17 protein-coding genes and 2 tRNA genes are annotated in these 20,300 nt (G+C 41.1%); 7 read left to right on the top strand and 12 right to left on the bottom strand.

Features of this window, described 5'->3' with window-relative positions; genetic code table 11:
- Positions 1 to 47: 47 nt before the first annotated feature.
- Entirely contained in the window at positions 48 to 251 is a 204-nt protein-coding gene (locus GSF13_RS13845; RefSeq protein WP_010604612.1) for a CPXCG motif-containing cysteine-rich protein, read from the top strand.
- A gap of 123 nt (positions 252 to 374) precedes the next feature.
- Here the strand turns inward: GSF13_RS13845 and GSF13_RS13840 are convergent, their stop codons facing one another.
- A complete protein-coding gene (locus GSF13_RS13840; protein WP_010604611.1) occupies positions 375 to 1,016 on the bottom strand; it encodes a riboflavin synthase in 642 nt (213 codons plus the stop codon).
- Between the two features lie 175 nt (positions 1,017 to 1,191).
- Here GSF13_RS13840 and GSF13_RS13835 point away from each other — a divergent pair, with 175 nt between their 5' ends.
- From GSF13_RS13835 to GSF13_RS13820, 4 genes are all read left to right on the top strand, one after another.
- Positions 1,192 to 2,550 carry an MATE family efflux transporter gene (locus GSF13_RS13835; RefSeq protein ID WP_102056702.1) on the top strand — a complete coding sequence of 453 codons (1,359 nt, stop codon included), beginning with the start codon at positions 1,192 to 1,194 and terminating at the stop codon, positions 2,548 to 2,550.
- Positions 2,525 to 3,520, top strand: a complete 996-nt coding sequence (locus GSF13_RS13830) for a DUF3080 family protein (RefSeq protein ID WP_211868817.1) — start codon at positions 2,525 to 2,527, stop codon at positions 3,518 to 3,520. The genes GSF13_RS13835 and GSF13_RS13830 overlap by 26 nt, the downstream gene beginning before the upstream one ends.
- A 124-nt stretch (positions 3,521 to 3,644) precedes the next feature.
- Positions 3,645 to 3,721: transfer RNA gene (locus GSF13_RS13825), tRNA-Val, on the top strand.
- 11 nt (positions 3,722 to 3,732) lie between these two features.
- Positions 3,733 to 3,809, top strand: a tRNA-Val gene (locus tag GSF13_RS13820).
- Positions 3,810 to 4,239: 430 nt separating this feature from the next.
- Here the strand turns inward: GSF13_RS13820 and GSF13_RS13815 are convergent.
- Genes GSF13_RS13815 through GSF13_RS13805 form a run of 3 tightly spaced genes read right to left on the bottom strand, consistent with a single transcriptional unit; the run spans position 4,240 to position 6,089 of the window.
- Positions 4,240 to 4,668 (bottom strand): GNAT family N-acetyltransferase, encoded by a 429-nt coding sequence (locus tag GSF13_RS13815; protein ID WP_102056700.1) that lies wholly within the window; start codon positions 4,666 to 4,668, stop codon positions 4,240 to 4,242.
- A gap of 57 nt (positions 4,669 to 4,725) precedes the next feature.
- Entirely contained in the window at positions 4,726 to 5,718 is a 993-nt protein-coding gene (locus tag GSF13_RS13810; RefSeq protein ID WP_206472824.1) for an NAD(P)H-quinone oxidoreductase, read from the bottom strand.
- Positions 5,700 to 6,089, bottom strand: a complete 390-nt coding sequence (locus tag GSF13_RS13805) for a hypothetical protein (protein WP_010604606.1) — start codon at positions 6,087 to 6,089, stop codon at positions 5,700 to 5,702. Before GSF13_RS13805 ends, GSF13_RS13810 begins: the two co-directional genes overlap by 19 nt.
- A gap of 134 nt (positions 6,090 to 6,223) precedes the next feature.
- Between GSF13_RS13805 and GSF13_RS13800 the strand changes: the two genes are divergently transcribed.
- Positions 6,224 to 7,060, top strand: a complete 837-nt coding sequence (locus tag GSF13_RS13800) for a hypothetical protein (RefSeq protein ID WP_211868815.1) — start codon at positions 6,224 to 6,226, stop codon at positions 7,058 to 7,060.
- Positions 7,061 to 7,125: 65 nt separating this feature from the next.
- Here GSF13_RS13800 and GSF13_RS13795 read toward each other — a convergent pair whose 3' ends face one another.
- From GSF13_RS13795 to GSF13_RS13775, 5 genes are all read right to left on the bottom strand, one after another.
- On the bottom strand, positions 7,126 to 9,807 hold the full coding sequence (locus GSF13_RS13795) for an ATP-binding protein (protein WP_211868812.1): 2,682 nt from the start codon (positions 9,805 to 9,807) through the stop codon (positions 7,126 to 7,128).
- Between the two features lie 101 nt (positions 9,808 to 9,908).
- Positions 9,909 to 12,149 carry a TonB-dependent receptor gene (locus GSF13_RS13790; RefSeq protein WP_211868804.1) on the bottom strand — a complete coding sequence of 747 codons (2,241 nt, stop codon included), beginning with the start codon at positions 12,147 to 12,149 and terminating at the stop codon, positions 9,909 to 9,911.
- A 250-nt stretch (positions 12,150 to 12,399) separates the two neighbouring features.
- Entirely contained in the window at positions 12,400 to 14,640 is a 2,241-nt protein-coding gene (locus tag GSF13_RS13785) for an NAD(P)-binding protein (protein ID WP_029215758.1), read from the bottom strand.
- A 114-nt stretch (positions 14,641 to 14,754) separates the two neighbouring features.
- Entirely contained in the window at positions 14,755 to 15,732 is a 978-nt protein-coding gene (locus GSF13_RS13780) for an acetoacetate decarboxylase (protein ID WP_211868803.1), read from the bottom strand.
- A 69-nt stretch (positions 15,733 to 15,801) separates the two neighbouring features.
- Entirely contained in the window at positions 15,802 to 16,389 is a 588-nt protein-coding gene (locus GSF13_RS13775; RefSeq protein ID WP_102056692.1) for a dienelactone hydrolase family protein, read from the bottom strand.
- A gap of 283 nt (positions 16,390 to 16,672) precedes the next feature.
- Here GSF13_RS13775 and GSF13_RS13770 point away from each other — a divergent pair, with 283 nt between their 5' ends.
- Positions 16,673 to 17,503 carry a transporter substrate-binding domain-containing protein gene (locus GSF13_RS13770; protein WP_174168973.1) on the top strand — a complete coding sequence of 277 codons (831 nt, stop codon included), beginning with the start codon at positions 16,673 to 16,675 and terminating at the stop codon, positions 17,501 to 17,503.
- A gap of 94 nt (positions 17,504 to 17,597) precedes the next feature.
- Here GSF13_RS13770 and GSF13_RS13765 read toward each other — a convergent pair whose 3' ends face one another.
- The 3 genes from GSF13_RS13765 to ccoG form a co-directional block, all read right to left on the bottom strand.
- Complete coding sequence (locus GSF13_RS13765; protein ID WP_211868801.1) at positions 17,598 to 18,170, bottom strand: YceI family protein; 573 nt, start codon at positions 18,168 to 18,170, stop codon at positions 17,598 to 17,600.
- A gap of 3 nt (positions 18,171 to 18,173) precedes the next feature.
- Positions 18,174 to 18,749 carry a cytochrome b gene (locus GSF13_RS13760; RefSeq protein ID WP_211868799.1) on the bottom strand — a complete coding sequence of 192 codons (576 nt, stop codon included), beginning with the start codon at positions 18,747 to 18,749 and terminating at the stop codon, positions 18,174 to 18,176.
- A 153-nt stretch (positions 18,750 to 18,902) separates the two neighbouring features.
- Positions 18,903 to 20,285 carry a cytochrome c oxidase accessory protein CcoG gene (gene ccoG / locus GSF13_RS13755; protein ID WP_010371615.1) on the bottom strand — a complete coding sequence of 461 codons (1,383 nt, stop codon included), beginning with the start codon at positions 20,283 to 20,285 and terminating at the stop codon, positions 18,903 to 18,905.
- Positions 20,286 to 20,300: the final 15 nt, after the last annotated feature.

The following is a 20,300-nucleotide window of genomic DNA, read 5'->3' as shown; positions in this document are numbered from 1 at the left end:
GCTATAGTTAAAAGGTATTTAGTTTGGCCAATTCAGGTGGAGGGCCAATGAAAAACCTATATCAACAACGTATTGAATGTCCGCATTGTGGACATCATATTTTTGTCAATCTTGATACAAGTGAAGGCGATCAGGACTACTACGAAGACTGTGCTGCTTGTTGCAATCCAATACACCTAAATATGCACTTAGACCAACTGCACAATAAGCTTGAGCTTAGGGTTGATAGCGACGACGAACAAGTGTTTTAATCAAAGTAGAAGTATATAGATAACGGGCAGCTCATTTGCGAGCTGCTTATCGAGTTGACACAACCTTAGCTAATGCTTTTGGTACCTGCAGATAGAGGTAAAGGGCGTTACTCGGGCAAGGTACTAGTTGTGCTTCAGTAGAGTTTGCTTCTTCATGTAATTTTCAACGGTATTAATAATCGTATAGGTTTGTTGGTCAACCTCTATATTCACAGTATCTCCCACACGCATCGTACCCAAATTGGTAAGCGCCAGCGTTTCAGGTATTAGGTGTAACCAAAAGCCGGTGTGATCAAGCTCCCCCACTGTCAAACTCGCACCATTTACCGCAATAAAGCCTTTGTACATAACATACTTATGCCACGTTTCTGACAATGCTACATGCATCCTACAGTTGCCTTCGTTGCGATGTATTTCGCTGATATTCGCGCTTGTTTGAATATGCCCTGAAATTATATGACCGCCGAGTTCTGTACCAAATGTCATCGAGCGCTCAAAATTTACCTGTGACCCTCTTTGTACTTCACCTAGATTAGTGAGTCTCAATGTTTCATCAATCACATCAAAGCAAACTTGCCCTACCACATCATTTTCTGGCTGTTCGAAGTGCACCACCGTTAGGCAGCATCCGTTAATTGCTATGCTCGCACCCAAGGTCAGCTTATCGAGGTATTCAGCACCAACAGAAATAACTAATTTTAAAATATTATCGACCTGCTTCGCCGACACCACCGTCGCTTTTGTTTGAACAATTCCTGTAAACATATCTACCCTCTTAATTTATCCTTGAGATTGTAGCGAAATCGCACTAAGAGATGTACTTAATTTGTATTGAATATCCGACTAGATAAAAATAGTTGCGACTGCTAGCCGCAAAATTTTGCTAAAAACAAAGCACTAAAATAAACTAACGTTTTTACGCCTTAAGTAGTATCTCACCATGAATTTTTCAACTTGGGAAGCCAGGCGCTTGCTTCAACTTGCGATCCCCGTTTTTCTCGCTCAAGTTACTTTAGTCTTAATGACCGTCGTTGATACGATGATGGCAGGTCAAGTCAGTGCTGAAGACTTAGCTGCTCTTTCTATTGCTACGGGTGTTTGGAACCCTTTGATTTTTAGTTTACAAGGGATCTTACTTGCACTTACGAGTATTGTTGCGCATTGCCATGGTGCTAATGACCCCGCAGGGATCAAACGATTTTTCCAGCAAAGCTTGTATCTCGCTTTAGCGCTTTTTACCGTCGGTTTGGTTTTAGCGAACTTTACTTCTATTGTTTTTTCAAATATTGGGGCAAGTGAGAATGTTCAGGCCCTCGCTCAAGGCTATATTGATTTTGTGAAATGGGGTCTCTTGGGCTTTTTGATCTTTACGGTATACCGCAATGTCACCGAAGGGGTTGGCCAAACAAAGCCTGCTTTTTACATCAGTATTGTTGGTCTTTGTATCAATGTCGTTGCTAACTATATTTTCATCTATGGTAAATTTGGCGCGCCAGCGCTTGGTAGTGCGGGCTGTGGCCTCGCTACATCCATCGTGCTTTGGTCAATGGCAATTGCACAGTGGGTGTATAGCTTGAACAGTAAACACATAGATGGAAAGGCCCTCATTAGCGGCTTTACCAAACCGAGTTTAACTATGATGAAATATGTTGCAGCACTTGGTTTCCCAATTGCACTGGCTACCTTCTTTGAGGTCACGCTATTTGCGTGCATTCCATTATTTATTGCAGATCTAGGTCCTATTTCCGTATCCGGTCACCAAATTGCAGCCAGCGTCACTACAATGCTGTTTATGATGCCATTAAGTTTGTCGATGGCTATTGCCATCCGGATCGGCAATCTAACTGGACAAGGTGCCTTAGACCAACTTAAGCTTTCGGTGAATACCGCGTTTCTTTTGGCCACCTTAATTGCTCTATTTGTCGCACTCATTACGTATATAGGAAGAGATCAGATTGTTTGGCTCTATACCAACAATACTGAAGTAGCCGCTCTTGCAACCAGCATTATGGTGCTGGCTTGTTTGTATCAATTGCCCGATGCATTACAAGTCTCGGCAAATGGTGTGTTAAGGGGGCTAAAATATACTAAGCCAATATCTTGGGTTACCTTTGTATCATATTGGCTAATTGGGTTTTCATTAGGCTATGTATTAGCAAAGACCGATTTAATAACGCCTGCGATGGGTCCTCAAGGCTTCTGGATTGGTATTATTATTGGCTTGAGTACGGCGGCTGTATTATTGGTGACATGCGTAAACAAACGGGTGAAATTTGAGATTAGTCAAGCGAATAGCTAGTACGCTATTACTTTTTACTTTGGCCGGTTGCAGCAAGCAGCCGACCGATATTGCCGTTGAATATCAACAACGTTTGGCGAGCGCAACAGACATAGAGGTGGTACTCCCAGCGCCACTTTACAATCCGGAGGTACAAAAAGTACCATTGCCGACAAGTGAGCTAACTATTTCTATGTTAGACATCGCGACCGCTGGACACTGCAAAGTCACAAATCTCATCGCTGCGCACAATAATCAATTAGGGAAAGTAAGTTACCCAAGCGAACGCTTGAAATACAACATCTTATTTATTCAACAAGCGCCTCACTGCATTCAGCATCCAAACACGAGCGACGAGCTGAAACAAACATTAACTCAAGCAGTACAGGAAAAGAATCAACAGCTTCCACGCTATTTTCTTCATATGATGACATTTGAAAGAGAGTTGGCAAGTTTGAGTTTGTTAATCGCTGAAGAAGTGCCACTAGAGCTGCCAGCAGCCCACAGCAACATGCTAGAGGCCGTTAACGAGCTTGCAGAGCTGGCAATAAACATGGATACGCCAGAAAATCTCAACCCAACCACACTCACACCCGCTATAAAAGTGCTTTCTCAGCGATTTGTCTCATCTTTGGTGACGAGCGTTCGTAAACAGACTCAGCTGAATAATGCGACTACACGCCAATTACAACAACTTAGGCTAAAAGATGGCATTTGCAAAAGCAGCGGAAATAAAAAGCAGGCACAGATCATAAACAATATCTTCAACAAGTATTATTTATCCATTCTTCAGCCGTATCAGGCAATGCTATCTCTTTCTACGGAAGAGTTGATCGCTGCCTGGCAGCCTATTCACCTATTGTATCAAAATAATAACCTTGCCGATCCGCTCACGCTTCAACAACACTTGGATAACCTTAAAGATTCTGCGAAAGCACATGTAAAATGGTGGCAAAAATTTTACGAGCTGTGTGAAATCCCTCCAGTATGAACAAAAAAAAGGCAAACAATCAAAAAATTACTGAAAGCCGCTTGATCCGTTAGCTGAGTCACTATATATTACAACGCGTTGACAGGCACAGACCTGAAAACAATTAATAAACGAATGTTATTGTACGACCGTAGCTCAGTTGGTTAGAGCACTACCTTGACATGGTAGGGGTCGGTGGTTCGAATCCACTCGGTCGTACCAAATCTTATAATACAACCGTAGCTCAGTTGGTTAGAGCACTACCTTGACATGGTAGGGGTCGGTGGTTCGAATCCACTCGGTTGTACCACTCCTAAATATTCAGTCTTATCTAATAAGAATCCATTCGATTGTACCAACCTTAGATCTAATTCAAATAAAGAAAAGCACTACCTACTCTCTATAACCCGTGCCAAGGGTCGATAATTCGGATCCACTCGGTTGTACCAACCTTAGATCTAATTAAAATAAAGAAAAAGCACTACCTACTCTCTATAACCCGTGCCAAAGCTCGGTAATTCGGATCCACTCGGTTGTACCACTCCTAAATATTCAGTCTTATCTAATAAGAATCCATTCGATTGTACCAACCTTAGATCTAATTCAAATAAAGAAAAGCACTACCTACTCTCTATAACCCGTGCCAAGGGTCGATAATTCGGATCCACTCGGTTGCAACCCTTCAAAAGTTATCTATATCTATCGCTATTTCTTAATCTACCAAGAAAAAAGTTGAGAATTCAAACTTTAGAGCTTTTAATGGAGCCTACTGTGAACTTCTTTGTCATTCCTTGACTCGCTGGAGCTACTAAGCGATAACCCAGTTTCTCGTAAAAGGCTGGCTCGTCTGCAATCATTGAAACATACGAGCCCGGCAAAACATTTGATGCTAAGTAACCATCAATATATTCCATTACTGTACGCCCTAATCCCTGCCCTTGATAAAGCGGATTGACGGCAACATCGACAATTTCAAAATTGCAACCTCCGTCTCCAACCACCCGGCCCATTGCCACAAGTTGTTCGTTATGTCGAATTGCAACCCCATATAATGAGTTAGGTAGTCCCCTTGTGGCTGCTTCTAGAGATTTTGCAGATAATCCAGCGGCTATTCGCAAATCACAATATTCCTCTGGGCAAGGTACTTTCTCTTCAATTTTGAACGTCAAAATAATCACTCCTCTAATCACTAAGAGTGATAGCATAACAACTGTATAAATAAACAGTCAACTAACTCTAACTATCACCTTACCGAGGTTCTGGTTGTGTTCGAGAATATCGTGGGCTTGCTCAATTTCATCCCAATATAACTCCTTATATATTGGTATCTTCATTGTCTGATCCGGCAGGTCCGAGCCAAACTCATTCAGAAAATCTTTCACTAATTCCGTTTTATAGTCCAATGAGCGGTTTCTCAACGTACTTCCGTGCAAGTTAAACCTTTTCGCGAGTAACTTGGCAAAGTCTAGTTCTGTATATCTTCCGCCTAGCATAGCGAGCATCACACAGTGACAATCCATTGCTGCAACTCTTAGGTTCGCTCTGAGGTATTCACCACCGACTGGATCAAGAATGACATTTGCTTTCAAACCAAGCTTTTTCATTTCTTCAGCAAAATCACAGTCTAAATAATTAATAGTGTAATCCGCCCCCAGAGCCTTTGCGTACTTGGCCTTTTCCTTGCTACTTTGGGTCGTAATGACCGTTGCACCTAGCCTTTTTGCAATCCTTATGGCAGCACTGCCAACACCCGAAGCTCCGCCATGGCACAGTAAAATCCCATTGGAATTTAGCTGCCCAGTTCGCACAATCGCATCATAGGCCGTAAGATATACTTCTGCTAAGCCTGCCGCATAACTCAATGACAAGCCTTTGGTTAACGGCATGAGTAATTCACTTTGTGCAACCACGTACTCAGCATAGCCGCCTCCAGAGGTTAAACAGAACACTTGATCACCAAGTAAATATTCAAACTCAGGAGACGCCACTTGAACTATCGTTCCAGACACTTCCAGACCCAATATCTCACTATCGCCTTCAGGCGCAGGGTATTTCCCTTGCTTTTGCAAAATGTCTGCTCTATTAACCCCAAACGCATGCACTTTGATTAGCACTTGCTTTGCACTCAATGTTGGTGTTTCGGTGTACTGGATTTGAAGCTGAGAAGATGCGTGACTGATATAACGCATCTTCTTTGGGATCACTGAACTTTTTTCCATACTTCCTTCTCGACGAACTTACCATCTTCATACAGTTCATGATGCCATAAATTACCATCAATCTTGTAGCTGAATGACATCGTTCGACCAAGTAAGGAAGTAACATTTCCATATTCATAGGTTTCGATAAATCTATCTCCCTCTATTTTGTAACTCCCTCCACCAGCGTATTTAAACTTTCCTTCACTTTGCGTAATGTAGCTGTGGTGAGCCTCCGTAATTAACTTTATCGACGTCAAGCTAGGCGCTTGCGCTGATACAATGCCATCTGTGGTGGCATATTTTCCCTCAACAAATTCCCAAGTACCTAAAAGTGGGTTTGCCAAAGCAATTGGACTCAATAACAATAAACTAAGTGCGGTGACTTTCATCTTATTTCCCTTTAACGTTGTTTTATTCAGTTTTACACAATCACCCAACCAGGTCAGTTGAGATAATCTCAACATCAAGAATGAAATAATGCGTTCTCAGGTCTATTTACAAAGTAACCATTGTAGAGAAAATAATGAAATTATTAATGTTTATACTGTTGTTTGGCTTAATTGCATCCACTCAGGCAACCGAAATTGAAATCGAATATAAGAGCTGGATCAGTGGCAGTGATAGACAACATGTGGAAACTTGGCTAAAACACGGTGTTAAAGCAACAGAGCGTTCCTTGGGAATATTACAACAAGATACACTTCCATTTATCATTGAACCGAGCTTATTCGCATCTGAGCCTGTGCCATGGGCCACGGTTCAACGTGGCAAACCCGACGCTGTTCTACTCCAAATCAAACGATTTACCTCAAGCCGAGTGTTGATTAAAGATTGGACCTTGTACCATGAAATTGCTCACCTTTATCACCCGTTGCTTGACCACTCAGATTTCTGGCTTGCAGAGGGGCTTGCTACCTATTTACAAAATGTCATTATGCTAGAGAACGATATTTTTAATGTTGCAGAGTTTCGTACAAGATTAATCTCAGGGCTCAGCCGAGGCGCAAAAAATACGCGAATGAATAAAGGAGCACTTAAAACAGTGAGCGAACAAATGTGGTCATTAAACGCACAACAAAGAGTCTATTGGAGTGGGGTTGCATTCTTTATAGAAGCAGAAATTGCACTGCAGGATACGGGCAATAAGAACACAATCAGAGAGCTTATCTCCTCATTTCAGCAGTGTTGTAAAGGCAGTGTAATATCGGGAGACCGTAACAGTGGACGTTTATTTATTGCGAGTCTAGATAAACTATCCAAAACCACCATATTTTCCAATCTATATGCCAACTATAAACAGCGGAAGGACTTCCCTGACCTAAGTAAGGCTCAAATCTACAGTCTGCAGCCATTAAGATAAGGTGTTGTATAAAATCCTTTCATTATCATGCCTATCCGCTATAAATATTAACAAGGCGTAGAATCCTAAGCTTGTTTGGTTTGCTGCTTTTCTGACTCAATAGCGGTTGTCATCGCACCAAGTAACTCAGTTAGCTGCACTTCAACACACTCTAGTTGTTTATTCTTCAGCTTAACATCCAACTCGTTTGCAATTTTATGAATATCAATACAATCAAACATCGCAGCAGTACCTTTAATCGCATGAACTGTTCTTGCTAACGCATCGTAGTCCTGATACTTAGCTTGATTCTTTATCTGAATGATTTGCTCATGCAGCCCAGAAATATACTGTTGTTTTAACTGATAAAATTCGGCTTCAGGAAGATCAACTTCCTCGTCGACTTGGATATCCAAATAATAGGCTACCTTTTGACTGAACACGACTCTATCAATAGGTTTTGCAAGATGATCACTAAATCCAAGTTTTAAGTAACGCTCAATTTCATGCTGCATGGTGTTGGCAGTTAATGCAATCACAGGCGTGCTACACCCTGTTGCCTGAATAAAGCTAAACGCCTGCTCACCATCCATTACAGGCATTTGGATATCCATTAATATCAAATCGAAATCACCATCTAGTACCGCCTGTACCGCTAGCTGACCATTTTCAACCGCCGTCACAGATAAACCCATACGCTCTAAAATACGCTTAATAAGCTTACTATTGTCTGTGTTATCTTCAGCTAATAACACCTCACCTTTAAGCTCTTGATTTATTTCATCAGGTATTGTGCCTTGTTCACGAACATCACCAATTTGAGCGAGACTTTGCACCCACTTTGTTTTCTCGGTGGTATATAGGCCAACAGTAAGAGTAAAGGCAGTACCTGAGCCTACCTCACTTTCTACCGAAATATCACCATCTAACTTTCTCGCTAAGCTTTTGGAGATATTTAGTCCAAGCCCTGTCCCACCATATTTCCTTGATGTGGAAGAGTCAGCTTGATAAAACGCGCTAAATAATTCTTTTTGCTCGTCCGCTGTCATTCCTATCCCGGTATCTCGCACTGTAATCATGAGACGCTCGTTTTGACACGCCACATCAATCGAGATTTTACCAACCGTCGTGAACTTCATTGCGTTAGATGTGAGATTTAGTAATATCTGTCGCAAACGAGTGGGATCAATAACCACAAAATCAGGCAGCGGAAAATGATAATTCAGCGCAAACTCCAGTCCTTTATCTCTAATTTGCTTACCCAATAATGAATCGACATGCGCAATCGCTTGAAAAAGGTTTGACTCCACCAACTCAACTTCTAGTTTATTGGCCTCAATTTTAGACATATCCAGAATATCATTAATTAGCCCAAGTACATGACGCGAGTTTTGCAAAATAACGGAGATAGCGTGATTACGCTCATGTGGCTTAATATCTCCGAGCATAATGCCATCGGCATAGCCAATAATTGACGTCATTGGTGTTCTTATTTCATGACTCATGTTTGCCAAAAATCGACTTTTTGCCTCACTAGCATCTCTAAGTTCTGAGGCCACCTGCTCTAACTCATAGGTCCGCTTTAACACCTTTGCTTCAAGGTTTTTATTGAGTTCTATATTTTCTTCACTGGTAATTCTAAACTTGTCCGCAACTGCGAAGGCCAGCAGTAATGCATCAAGCGCAGTACCTATTAGACCGTAAAGATATAAGTTACTCGACGATTCAGGCAGCAAACTTAAGTTCGTTAAATTACCCACCATATTGGGGATCGCCATTGCAATATATGCCATTACAAAATAGCGAGCGGGCTTAAATCCTTCAGTCCAACGCGTAATACCAACAAATAGTCCGAAGCAAAGCGCTAACCCCGTTACTAAAGTCGCCCAAATAAAACCAAAGCCAGGGAAAAGAATACAAAACGGTAGTCCAAGCGCAGCTATCACACCAAGCCAAATAGAAATCGACACATAGTTTGGATGAACGTCCTTGAGTTTTAGAAGATGGATATAAAATAACGCGTTAGTTAATGGCGCAAGCGCAAAACCTAACCAATGTAAGTTTGCAGAGTAAAACCCAAATAACTCGTCGGGAATATGAAAAAAATGGCTCCACGCAAATACCCACACACAAGTGAATAATGCGTAATAAAAATGAGTGATATCTTTAGAGCCGATGTAGATTAATAAGTTATACAGCCCCAAAACAATGCCGACACCAAAACAAAGCGTCATAATAAGATTTTCATAGACCACTTCCTGCTGAAAGTCTCTAAGAGGCTCAATGGTCAACTTTACCGGGGTGTAAAAGAAATCACTCTCGAAGAGAGTAACGATATAATAATCTTGACTAGGCTCTAACGTGACTTGATTGCCATAATGAAATGCAAATTCATTTTCGACCTTACCCCCAGAGAAAACTCGCAAGACTGTTTCCGGTGTATATATCCTCGACTCAACTTTGCTTAATACCGTATTGTATGGATAAAGCACAAATTCATTTAAGGGTGTTTCATTTCTGACTTTAGTAACCAAGAAATAACGACCAGAAAACAGCGCTCTGTTTTTTAGTGGTTCATGAATAGATTCCCACGTACTCAATTCAGCCCAGTTTTGAGGAAATCTTGTACTAGAATTTGCCTCATAAGCCTTTCCAACATGGTGTAAATTTTGATATTGCCAAGGCTGCGTCAATTTCAACACAGCCTGATCTGCATAGGCAAAACTAGAAACCAGAATTATGCTGAAAATGATCAGGAGTAAACGCATTCTAGCCTGTTACCTCAGTAAAGTTACCTGTGATTCGGTATTGTATCTGCAAGTTTTCAACCCCAAGTCAGGTGACTTATGCGTATAGTGATTAAGCAAAATCAAAATCGATATGTTACATCCATGCCTACTCTTCTTCCCTCACCTTTAAAGTCTTCTAACATTCCCAAAAAACTACTCAGGTCAAATTTAAGGTGGCTATACTCTTTATCTAGAAGATTTTTACCCCAAATACCTAACTGCCAGTCTCTATACTCCAGCTGTAGATTAGCATTCCAAAGCATATAACTGGGTTGCTTAGCATACGGAGATTCGTTTTGGTCAAAGTAATATTCGCTTTGATAATCAAATGCTATTCTACTTTTTATACTAACTTCATCCCAATTAAATGCATAATTTATTTGCCCAGAGATATTCCATTCGGATGTAAACGGTAAACGATTGTCGGTCAATACAACGCCTACTGGATCGATAAACTCCTCAAAGTTAGCTTCAGGTATATACCCTACATCTAAGCCTATCTGAGTTTGCTCCGATAGATACCAAGTATTTTCTATCTCAGCACCATAGATTTTGGACTTACCTACGTTTTCAAGTAACTGATAAGGCGGCGCTCCAGGTACTTCTGAAGCCTGATTCATAAATACCTGTTGATCTTTATAATCATAGTAAAAAGCAGCCAAGTTTGTACGAAGTTTAAGGTCATTAAATAACAGCTTAGCGCCTACTTCATGAGCGATTAGTTCTTCAGGGCCATAACTTGCCTGTATCGCGGCATCCTTCGAAATAAGGAAGCCACCGTTATAGCCGCTGCTTTTTACACCATTAGATAAACTATAATAAACACTTTTATCCGATTTAACTTTATGGATAACCGACAATTTTCCAGACAAATTACTATCGGACTCTTTTCCCTCAATGTCGTAGGCAGGAACTAAAATGCCAGCGAGATTACCTCCAAAAGGCACGTTTAAATAGGAAAAAGAGTCATACTTCACATCTTCATCGCTATATCTTACTCCTACGAGTACATCTGTATGCTCACTAACTTCATATTCATATTGACCAAATAAGGCCATTGATTTTACTTTAATATCATTATCATAGAAAAAGGTCGCCGCACTTGCACCATTAGGGGTTCCCCTAAAATCACGTAATAAGTCATTAAAATTATTTTGATAAATACGCTCTTCTAGTTGAAATAAACCTACCGTTAGAAAGCCGGTCTCCATACTTTGCTCAAACCTAAGCTCATTCACCAGCTTTTCATTTTTAAGCCCTAACTCACCTTCACATAATGAAAATGGACTTCCATCACAATTAAATCCATGTATCCTATCTAAGCGATTGAAAGCCCCAAGATAAATAAGTTGAGACCGGTCATCCAGTGCATACGCGACCTCTGTTGTAACGCCTTTGCTTATACTGTGATGTTTTTGATAATTATTGACCCGTACAGCCCAAAAATCGTCACTGCCAATATTAAAGCCAAGCGCATCAACGCAGTTGCTAGTGCCCGCTTGGGCTGGAGAACATAATGAACCATCCAAAGGGTTTGAGAATAATCCGATATTCCCGACCGGCTGAACCAGTCCATTCCAATGACCATAATCTAATTTCACAAAAATACTGAACTTATCAAACTCGCCAAAATAACTTAGTCGAACATCATTTTGCTCCATATACGCCTCAGGAGCGTCAGGCTGTAAGTTATACGTTGTGTACTCATAGTTATTGTGGCTAGCTGCAAGTCGCACCGCGCTATTTTGATCTAGGCTATAATTGAGCGTTGCACGAGCTCTTGATAAAGAGTCAGAACCGACCCCTACACTGACAGAAGCAAAATCACCATCTGTTGGGCGCGCCGTGCGCACTAAAATTGCCCCCCCAGTGGTATTTCTACCAAAAAGTGTACCTTGTGGACCTTTCAACACTTCAACTTGTTCAACATCAAACAAGTTAATGATTTGATTATTCGCAGACCCAACAGATATACCATCTAAATACACCCCAACCGGAGAAGTGTTAGCCGTGTTATAATCGACAAGTCCGACACCTCGAATGCTGACCGCTGGGGGCGTACCCTCAGCTGCATTTTGACTGATTTTTACATTCGCAACTAAACTACCTAGTTCGGTCGTATCTTTCAGCGCGGCGTCAGTGATGACTTGTCCGGATATGGGTTTAACAGCGATAGCAACATCATTGATAGATTGCTTTCTTTTTTGGGCGTATACCTCAATGACTTCGATTTCTTCTTCGACTTGTGCTGATGCTTCCATCGAGACTGCTAAGAGTAATGTTAGTGTTATCGTATTTAACAGCACATTTGGATGTGGCATAGTTTGAATCCCGAGCTATATCATGCAATTGCACTATCAGTATAGCTGAATTAAAAAGACCCCCAAACAAATGAACCCGATTACCTTTTTAAGGTTCAAGTTATCGTTCATAATACATACAAATTATACCAAGGTGGGATCTGAGCCCTGCAAATTGCAGGGCGTAGAATATAGGTTAAGCTAATACAGTTGTACAACTAACGGTTCAAAAATCAAGCGTTCGTTTAGCGCCTAAAGTGTAATAACTCGGTTATTTAAACGGCTCAAACCCTGATTCTCCACTAATGTTTTGAGGATATCCGGTGATGGCTCTACTCGTTTGCATGCCAGCCATCACAGCAGCTTCAACACAACCTGCATTGACACCGGTTTTAATCCAATCTCCAGTAATGTAGAGGTTATTGAATATGCAGCCGTCCGTAGGCAGTCGAAATTGACTGCTATCAACAACACTTAAGACATAACGCTCACTGGGGTCGACATTCACCCTCCAATACTGAGTGTTGAACCTAACTTCACCTTCGTTATTATCAACATCAAACAATACGTTCCAGTCGAAGTCGTTACCATGATAAGCCTCTGGCCACAGTGGCTGCATCTGTAATCTAAGTTTTTGCAATGCGTTTTCTTTTACCTGAGCTTTCATGCGCTCAGGAAACTCATGATCGCTCGGAGGTGGATAATCTGCGCAGGTAAAAGCACTACAAAAGTAGGCAATGTTATTTGGCTGTGTATTTGGCCAATCTTCAACCTCAATTAAATTAGACATCGCGGCCCAAGTGTCAAAAGGTTGAGAAAATGCGCTTAATATTGGTGGCTCATTACTACCAGAAGGATCGTGAAAACCCAGTTCACTGTCAGTTTTAGTAAGCCACAACTGTAATGCTTGAGTCGCAACAGTTTTGACCTTTTCAGCTTGCAACTTTAAGCCGTTATCTTTAGCCAATAATTGCTGACAAAGTGGCTCAAGACTTGCCACTGAGATCCCAAAAATCACTAAATCGAAATCAGTACCTTTATTTAGTGTTTTTCTCGGTAACCTCTGTCCAAATGCTTGTTGGTAAACCGCCTCCCAATTAGACCAGTAAGACTCTAGGTTAATCTCATGTTCTTTAAGTAGTGCCACTTGCTGCGGGTCAATTTGTTGCCACAGTGGCGAGCTTGGCCAACATGGCAAGTCTTTGACTAATTCCAGAGGCTCGTAACTTTGCGTCTCTTTTAGTTTAACCTGTTGAATTAATTGAATGCTATCAACATAATGACCATCATCATCCTGTGTACAGTGTAACGATTCAACCTGATGAAAAAACGCAAACTGAACGCCTCGATGTTTGAGCAGCTCATAAATAGGAGAGAAAATAATATCTCCCATTCCCGCTTGCATTTTCCACATCACACCACCGCGATAACACAGCATAATCCTAAGCATGGCCAAAGCCGCAACTCCAGCTTCAACATTCGGCTTTTTAAAATCACCGTTCTCATAGCCAAAAACGAGATCATAAAAGCCGCGGACTGGTGCAGACTCCACAGACAGCAATTCATTTGCGCCATTGCGCTTGAGCCACTGTTTAAAATCGTATTGATCAAGATAACCAAACCCTCGTGAATAGACTTTGTCTCGGAGCATGCCAATGGTCATCGCAACACCTAAATCTATGCATATATATAGACGTCTAATGACAGGGTTGTCATCAATTAAGTCATTTACTTCAGACTGCAACCAGCGCCTAATTTTTCGAACCATATACCAAACAACTAAGTGATCTTTCTTATTTTCTAAACGATGATCAGCTTCACGTACCGTTAGAAAATTACTAAGTTGCGTTATTAACAGCTTTGGTGTGGATACGACCTCTTGGGCTTGATTTTCTGCGTCATCAAATAGAGCTCTAGCTTTTTCTTCTACACTATCAAAAAAGCTTTTAACTTCCTGTCCCAAGTGAGCAAGCAGCGTTTTGTCTCTTTCTTTTTTAGTTTTGAGTTGTGTGGATTTGTGGGTTTTCTCAACTTCGCATTCCAAATCATCAACCCACTTGTGTAGCCAAGCCGCAAGTAATTTTAAAATCTGCCAAAAATGTAAATCGAGTGTGCCATCTGCTGGATTACCTGGGATCTCAGGGAAATCTACTGACCAAGTTTGCCATTGCTGATCAATATATTCTTGCAACACCACCAAACTATGTGGTTTTAGCGCTTGTTGCCAAGTGTGAATGGGGATATCACTTGAGCGCTCAAGCTTATTATAAACGGTCTCTATTGCCCTAAAAGAATTGACATAGGCACCAAACCAAACGTGAAGACCGTGCTCCTCAATACGTTCGCCGTATTCAGCATTACGACCACTCGCCCCTTTGCCTCCCAAGCGCCAACCTTGCTGATAAACGGTAATATCATAGCGCTCTTGCCAATCGTCTTGTTCAGTCATGTATACCGCAGCAGTCATTGCCGAAACACCGCCGCCAAGTATTGCTACTTTTTGTTTACTCATAAACCTTCCTTTTTCTAACGTGTTGACGAGCAACACCTAAAGCCACATAGGAAGACAACTAAACATGCAAATATCGCTTTAGTAAAAAATCGTGTTTTTTATGCCACCAGTACACTAACGATGGAGGTTAGCCATACTCTGAGCACTGGAAACAATTTCTTCCACTCCTGCCTGATCGAAGTCCATTTTCACAAAGTAAGGTAGTTTGACCTCGCTTTTGCCTAATGGAATGCCAAACATTTTATCGAGTGGAAACGCATCCATTCGTTGTAGATTCAAGCTTAAATCATCTTTGATAAAGCCTATTTTGTGGATTTTCTTCACCTCTGAAGGGGAATGTACTACCGCCGAGTATACAGACTTCTCGGCATGACCATCTGGGAACTGCTTAAATAATACTTGATCCATTTGCGGGTGGGTAAACCCCGATAAGAACTGCTTAAGAAATCGGCTATCGACGTTTAAATCAGACACTGAATCTTTGAAAAGCTCAGCAATTTCTTCACCCACTTCCAACACTTCTTTTAACCACGACTCCCCGTCATCCTCAGGTTCAATGGATAACAATTCATGCCATGCCATTTTGACGTTGGGATCAAATTCCTTAAAGGTCTCCAGAGAGAGGGAAAAGTTCAGTGGGTCGCCAAAGTTACCAGGCATTTCGTAGCGACATAAATATTTGTTGTAGCCCCATATTTCTCGACCATTTATCAGCGCGTTAATGTTATTGACCGAGATAAATGCTGGATACCAATATAGATGTTCTGCCTTTAACGTTTCGAGATTGACTTGCAGAATTGGCAACCAGATGATGACATCGGTTTCTTGCATATATCCATAGTTACTAAATGGCGGCACTTTTGACGCGATATTTTCAATATCTGTAAATGTCAATAAGCACCAATCGGTTAGGGCCCTGAATACAAATTCACTACTAGAAACCGAATTAAGCGTTTTATCAACATAGGTTTGGATTGTTGATTTTTTTCCTTTGACAAAAAAGCCATACATTTGTGCATTTAGCATTCTGCATGGAGGTTTGGCGATCGGATTACTATAAAAATGTTGATAATCAGGCAACTCGGGATACATCTTTCACTCCTTAAAGTATGATAAGTTAGTGTTTAGTGTAGTTCGCTCAAGCCGCTTTTGCGTATGTTGTTACGAAAACTCCGCTTCTTGTTGCACAACCTCAAAATAGTTACGCGCTTCTCGCTGGCAAAAATACTGATAATGCGAGTATGCGTACTCGTCATAGTTACCCGAAAGCTTGTTCATAAAACCGTGTAAATACCGCGTTCGGATACAATTCAACCCTTTTTTATCTTTTAACTGCTCAATGACGGGCTCAACGTCAAAATGAGATTCAACTTGAGCAAAGAAGATAGACACATCGCAGCTGGGCTTAATATTTAGATGGTTACGTATTTGGCTGGGATAAAATGCAATAAGTTGCTCGACAGAGTGAGATGCACCTTGTTCAGACAATGCAACCCACGCAGCAGCTCCGCCTGCACTAAAGCCAATAATAAGTTTTGGTTTGTATTCAGAAATCGCTGCTGATATTTTATCAGCATATAAACGATGACCACACTGAGCCAAAAACAGCTCATAACAATCCGACTCTGAGACACTATTTGGTTCTTCTATAAATGGTGAAAGCACCTGCACGTCACTTCCAAGCGATTTAGCAAAACGATCAATATGATCCGTATGACCGAAAATATCGGTAACTATTAATATAGCCATAGGTTTTCCTTATTAATAATTTATCGTTATTGGCTTTTATGACTTTCCTTGCCATGTGGCCTTATCTACTTATATTTGGATTAACGCACTGCAATCAAACTCTATATTCAATCGCTTAACTGAGCTTTGCTAGCATGCTTTTACCCAAAACTAAAACTTCTTTTAAAGCTAGCATACCGCCAACCTCTGTAAACATTAAATACAAATTAAATAAACATTAATTTAATCATCAACATCGCAAACAATGCTAAGCTTATTGTAAGTTCAGCAAGAGTGACCCAATTTGATCAAAATCATCTTACTCCTCTTCATTGCCTTTCAATCCAGTTTTGTATTTGCAAAACAAATAACTTGGATTGCGATAGATTTCGCGCCTTATTATATCCTTGCTGACGATTTGGAAGGGCAAGGACGAGACGAGTTATTGATAAAACTCATTCAACAACAGATGCCCGATTACACTTTTAATTATAAAGTATTCCCCGCATCTAGGGCCATACATGAGCTCTCTAATTTCAACAACCAATATTGTATGATCTCCCTCTATAAAACAGTCGAGCGGCAAAGACATATCGCTTTTAGTGAAGAGTATTCCACTATCGGATTATCAACCTCTGCCGCACTAAGGAAAGATGTTGCACAGTCACTTGGCATTACCAACAGCGCAATTGATTTGGAAAAACTCGTAACTGAGCACGGACTAACTGTAGGTGTCGCGGCAAATCGATCGTTTGGCCATGAAATTGATGCGTTATTGGCGAGTTTGCCTTCCAAGCAAGTGCTCATAAGACCAGGAAGAGATACGTTAGAGAGTTTGACTATCATGCTACTTAAAAAAAGAGTCGATGTGATACTTGGATACCCAAGCGAACACCACTACCACAAATTGCATGTTGATAAGCAAGATGAATTGACACAAGTTAGATTGAGTATTGCCTCGCAGATAACAGCTGGATATGCGGGCTGTAATAACAATGCGATTGGTAAGGAACAGATAGCTGCAATTAGCGAAGCGTTAAAACAAGCCCATAAAAACGAACAGTTTAGACTGGCTATGTCTCGTTGGTTACCAGAGCAGTTTCAGCCACAGCTAGCTAGTATCTTTAAAAACTAACTTTCTAAAACTAATATTGCATTTGAAAAGTGGACTTCTCCTAGAGTGTAAAGCGCAGCACCACGTATGTAGTAACACGTGGTGCTAGTAGAGATTACTTACGAATACCTTCTAAGTGCAAACCAATGGTAACGTGTGTTGATGCCGGGCCTAGATCATAGTCGATGTCATAATCAGCAAGTTTTAACTGAGTTTCACCTTCAAAGCCAACTCGGTATCCACCCCATGGATCTTTACCTTCACCCACTTTTTTAACATCAAACTCGATATGCTTTGTTACCCCATTGAGTGTGAAGCTTCCTTTCACCTTCGCATTTGTATCATCGCTAAAAGTAATCGAGTTACTCTTAAAAGTCGCCTTTGGGTTTGCTTTTACGTTTAAAAAATCATTACCGCGCAAATGCTTATCACGCTCTGCATGGTTCGAATCAACAGAAGCAGTATCGATCACTACATTGATTTTTGACGCACTTGGGTTTTTTGCATCATAGCTGAAGTCGCCTTCGAAGCTATTAAATCGACCATGCAACCAGCTGTATCCTAAATGTTTAATTTTAAAGTTTACAAAGGCATGTGCACCTTTAGTATCAATTACATAATCCGCGGCATTTACTCCGGCCGATAAGGTCATAGCTGCCATGCTTAATGCAATGATTGTTTTTTTCATGTTTTAATCCTCAACTTTTGTAGCGTTTGGTACCTTGAGCATTCGAACTAAGGTACGATCTTTATTAATAAAGTGGTGTTTTAGCGCTCCCACAATGTGCAGCGCCACTAATCCAATGAGCCCCCAAGCAATATATAAATGCACAGTGCCTGCAATATCACTTTGTTCATCAAACAGCTCCCCAATACCTGGAACAGAAAACCAGTTGAACACCTCTATTGCTCTACCATCTGAGGTAGAAATTAAGTAACCTGTGACAAACAGCCCAAACAAACCTAAATACAAAACGACGTGAACGACATGTGCTATTGTGTTTTGCAATTTGTCCATGGGAGTGGCTTCGCTTTCGGGTTTCACGCTAGGGTTGGCAACCTTCCAAATCAGTCTAAGTACTATCAAAGCTGCTAGCAGTATTCCTATGCTTTTGTGAATATGTAAGCCATCACGGTAGAAAGGATCGTAATAACTGAGTTCGACCATGTACAATCCAAGGCCAAACATGCCAAATACCACAAGCGCACTGAGCCAGTGAAAGATGATGGCTAACAAACCATAGTGTTGTGATGTATTTTTAAACATAATATTCAGCTAATAAAACTCATTCTCAATAAGAGTAAGCTTATACGCTAAAAGTTCAGAGAGAAAGCCATAAATTTAGCGTCAGATTGTGCATATATGCACACAAAAAAGGCGCTTCATAATACAAGCGCCTTGAGTCGGGGGGAGTGTAAACTAATTTTTATAGAAGTAGCTGTCCTTCGTTATGCTAATATTGGCATCTTGTTGCGACTCTATAGTGAATTGGATTGGAGTGCGCTTACCTTTAAGCTCATAGCCATCAGCGGTCACTGTTACTGGGATTAACGCCATGTCGCCGCCAGCGATATGCGTTGTGATTGGAGCTGTAAGTTTCGCATCTGGCAGTCCCTTTAAGCTCACGGTGTAAGTTAAATCGTGCTGTGTTTTGTTTATTACACTTAAGGTGTATGGGTTCTCGACTAACCCCTCATAATTAACACGATAAAGCGCATTACGGTCGCGAATGACAGAAGCTTCTATTGGTGTTCGATTGAATGCCCAAATCACCATAGTGACTACTATCAATACGGTAATAGCACCATAGCCTACTATTTTTAACCTAAACGGATTGGATTTTTTACCCGCTTGCTGATGCTCACTTTGATACTTAATCAAATCTGGCTGATAGCCGAATTTATTCATCGTTTCGTTGCACGCATCAATACATAAACCACAGTTAATGCATTCGTATTGCAAGCCATTACGAATATCAATACCAGCGGGGCACACTTCAACACATAAATTACAGTCTACACAGTCGCCGAGCCCCAGCTGTTTTGGGTCTTCTTTGCGTTTACGACGACCCCTATTTTCACCACGTTCGCTATCATAAGTGACGACTAACGTATCTTTGTCAAACATCACCGATTGGAAACGAGAATATGGACATGCCACAGTACACATTTTCTCTCGTAGAAAGCCCGCGTTTCCATAGGTACAAAGTGCGAACAAAAATACCCAGAAGGAAGTAAGGCCAGTCCACTCAAGCGTAAACATGTCTAGATACAGCTCTTTTGCAGGTATAAAATAGGCCATAAATGAAGTGGCAGTAAACACCGAAATTATCAACCAAATAGCGTGTTTGGCCGTTTTCTTCGCGACTTTTTTGCTATCCCAGTTTGATTTGTCCAACTTTATTCTTTGGTTGCGAGTCCCCTCCACTCGGTGCTCAACCCAAGTGAACATCAGCATCCAAATTGTTTGTGGGCAAGTATAACCACACCACACGCGACCCAGCCAAGTCGTGACAAAGAATAAAGCAAAGGCACCCACCATGAAAATCCAGGCTAAAATCATAAAGTCTTGAGGGAGAAAGGTGGCACCAAATATCCTAAATTGCTGCTTACCAAAATCAAGCAAGATGGCCTGCTGCTCGTTGTACGGGATCCAAGGAATGAGAACGAAAGTTAACATTAAAAACCAGCCAAGGTTTCTTCTTATTTTTTGGAAAAAACCTTTTTGCTCTCTGACGTAAATAGGCCCTTCTTGTTTATAGGGCTTAATGATCATGTCTTCTTCTTTGATATCAAACTTCATGTTATTTGCTACATT

The organism is Pseudoalteromonas sp. M8 (genome assembly GCF_018141365.1).
Lineage (GTDB): Bacteria > Pseudomonadota > Gammaproteobacteria > Enterobacterales > Alteromonadaceae > Pseudoalteromonas.
The sequence above is the reverse complement of the archived record's forward strand: the minus strand, read 5'-3'. Positions and strand labels throughout refer to the sequence as shown.

Bases quoted from the DNA above. Each gene is read 5' to 3' on its own strand.
- GSF13_RS13845 (WP_010604612.1), top strand. From the start codon at position 48: ATGAAAAACCTATATCAACAACGTATTGAATGTCCGCATTGTGGACAT.
- GSF13_RS13840 (WP_010604611.1), bottom strand. From the start codon at position 1,016: ATGTTTACAGGAATTGTTCAAACAAAAGCGACGGTGGTGTCGGCGAAG.
- GSF13_RS13835 (WP_102056702.1), top strand. From the start codon at position 1,192: ATGAATTTTTCAACTTGGGAAGCCAGGCGCTTGCTTCAACTTGCGATC.
- GSF13_RS13810 (WP_206472824.1), bottom strand. From the start codon at position 5,718: ATGGAAAAAAGTTCAGTGATCCCAAAGAAGATGCGTTATATCAGTCAC.
- GSF13_RS13805 (WP_010604606.1), bottom strand. From the start codon at position 6,089: ATGAAAGTCACCGCACTTAGTTTATTGTTATTGAGTCCAATTGCTTTG.
- GSF13_RS13800 (WP_211868815.1), top strand. From the start codon at position 6,224: ATGAAATTATTAATGTTTATACTGTTGTTTGGCTTAATTGCATCCACT.
- GSF13_RS13795 (WP_211868812.1), bottom strand. From the start codon at position 9,807: ATGCGTTTACTCCTGATCATTTTCAGCATAATTCTGGTTTCTAGTTTT.
- GSF13_RS13790 (WP_211868804.1), bottom strand. From the start codon at position 12,149: ATGCCACATCCAAATGTGCTGTTAAATACGATAACACTAACATTACTC.
- GSF13_RS13785 (WP_029215758.1), bottom strand. From the start codon at position 14,640: ATGAGTAAACAAAAAGTAGCAATACTTGGCGGCGGTGTTTCGGCAATG.
- GSF13_RS13780 (WP_211868803.1), bottom strand. From the start codon at position 15,732: ATGTATCCCGAGTTGCCTGATTATCAACATTTTTATAGTAATCCGATC.
- GSF13_RS13775 (WP_102056692.1), bottom strand. From the start codon at position 16,389: ATGGCTATATTAATAGTTACCGATATTTTCGGTCATACGGATCATATT.
- GSF13_RS13765 (WP_211868801.1), bottom strand. From the start codon at position 18,170: ATGAAAAAAACAATCATTGCATTAAGCATGGCAGCTATGACCTTATCG.
- GSF13_RS13760 (WP_211868799.1), bottom strand. From the start codon at position 18,749: ATGTTTAAAAATACATCACAACACTATGGTTTGTTAGCCATCATCTTT.
- ccoG (WP_010371615.1), bottom strand. From the start codon at position 20,285: ATGAAGTTTGATATCAAAGAAGAAGACATGATCATTAAGCCCTATAAA.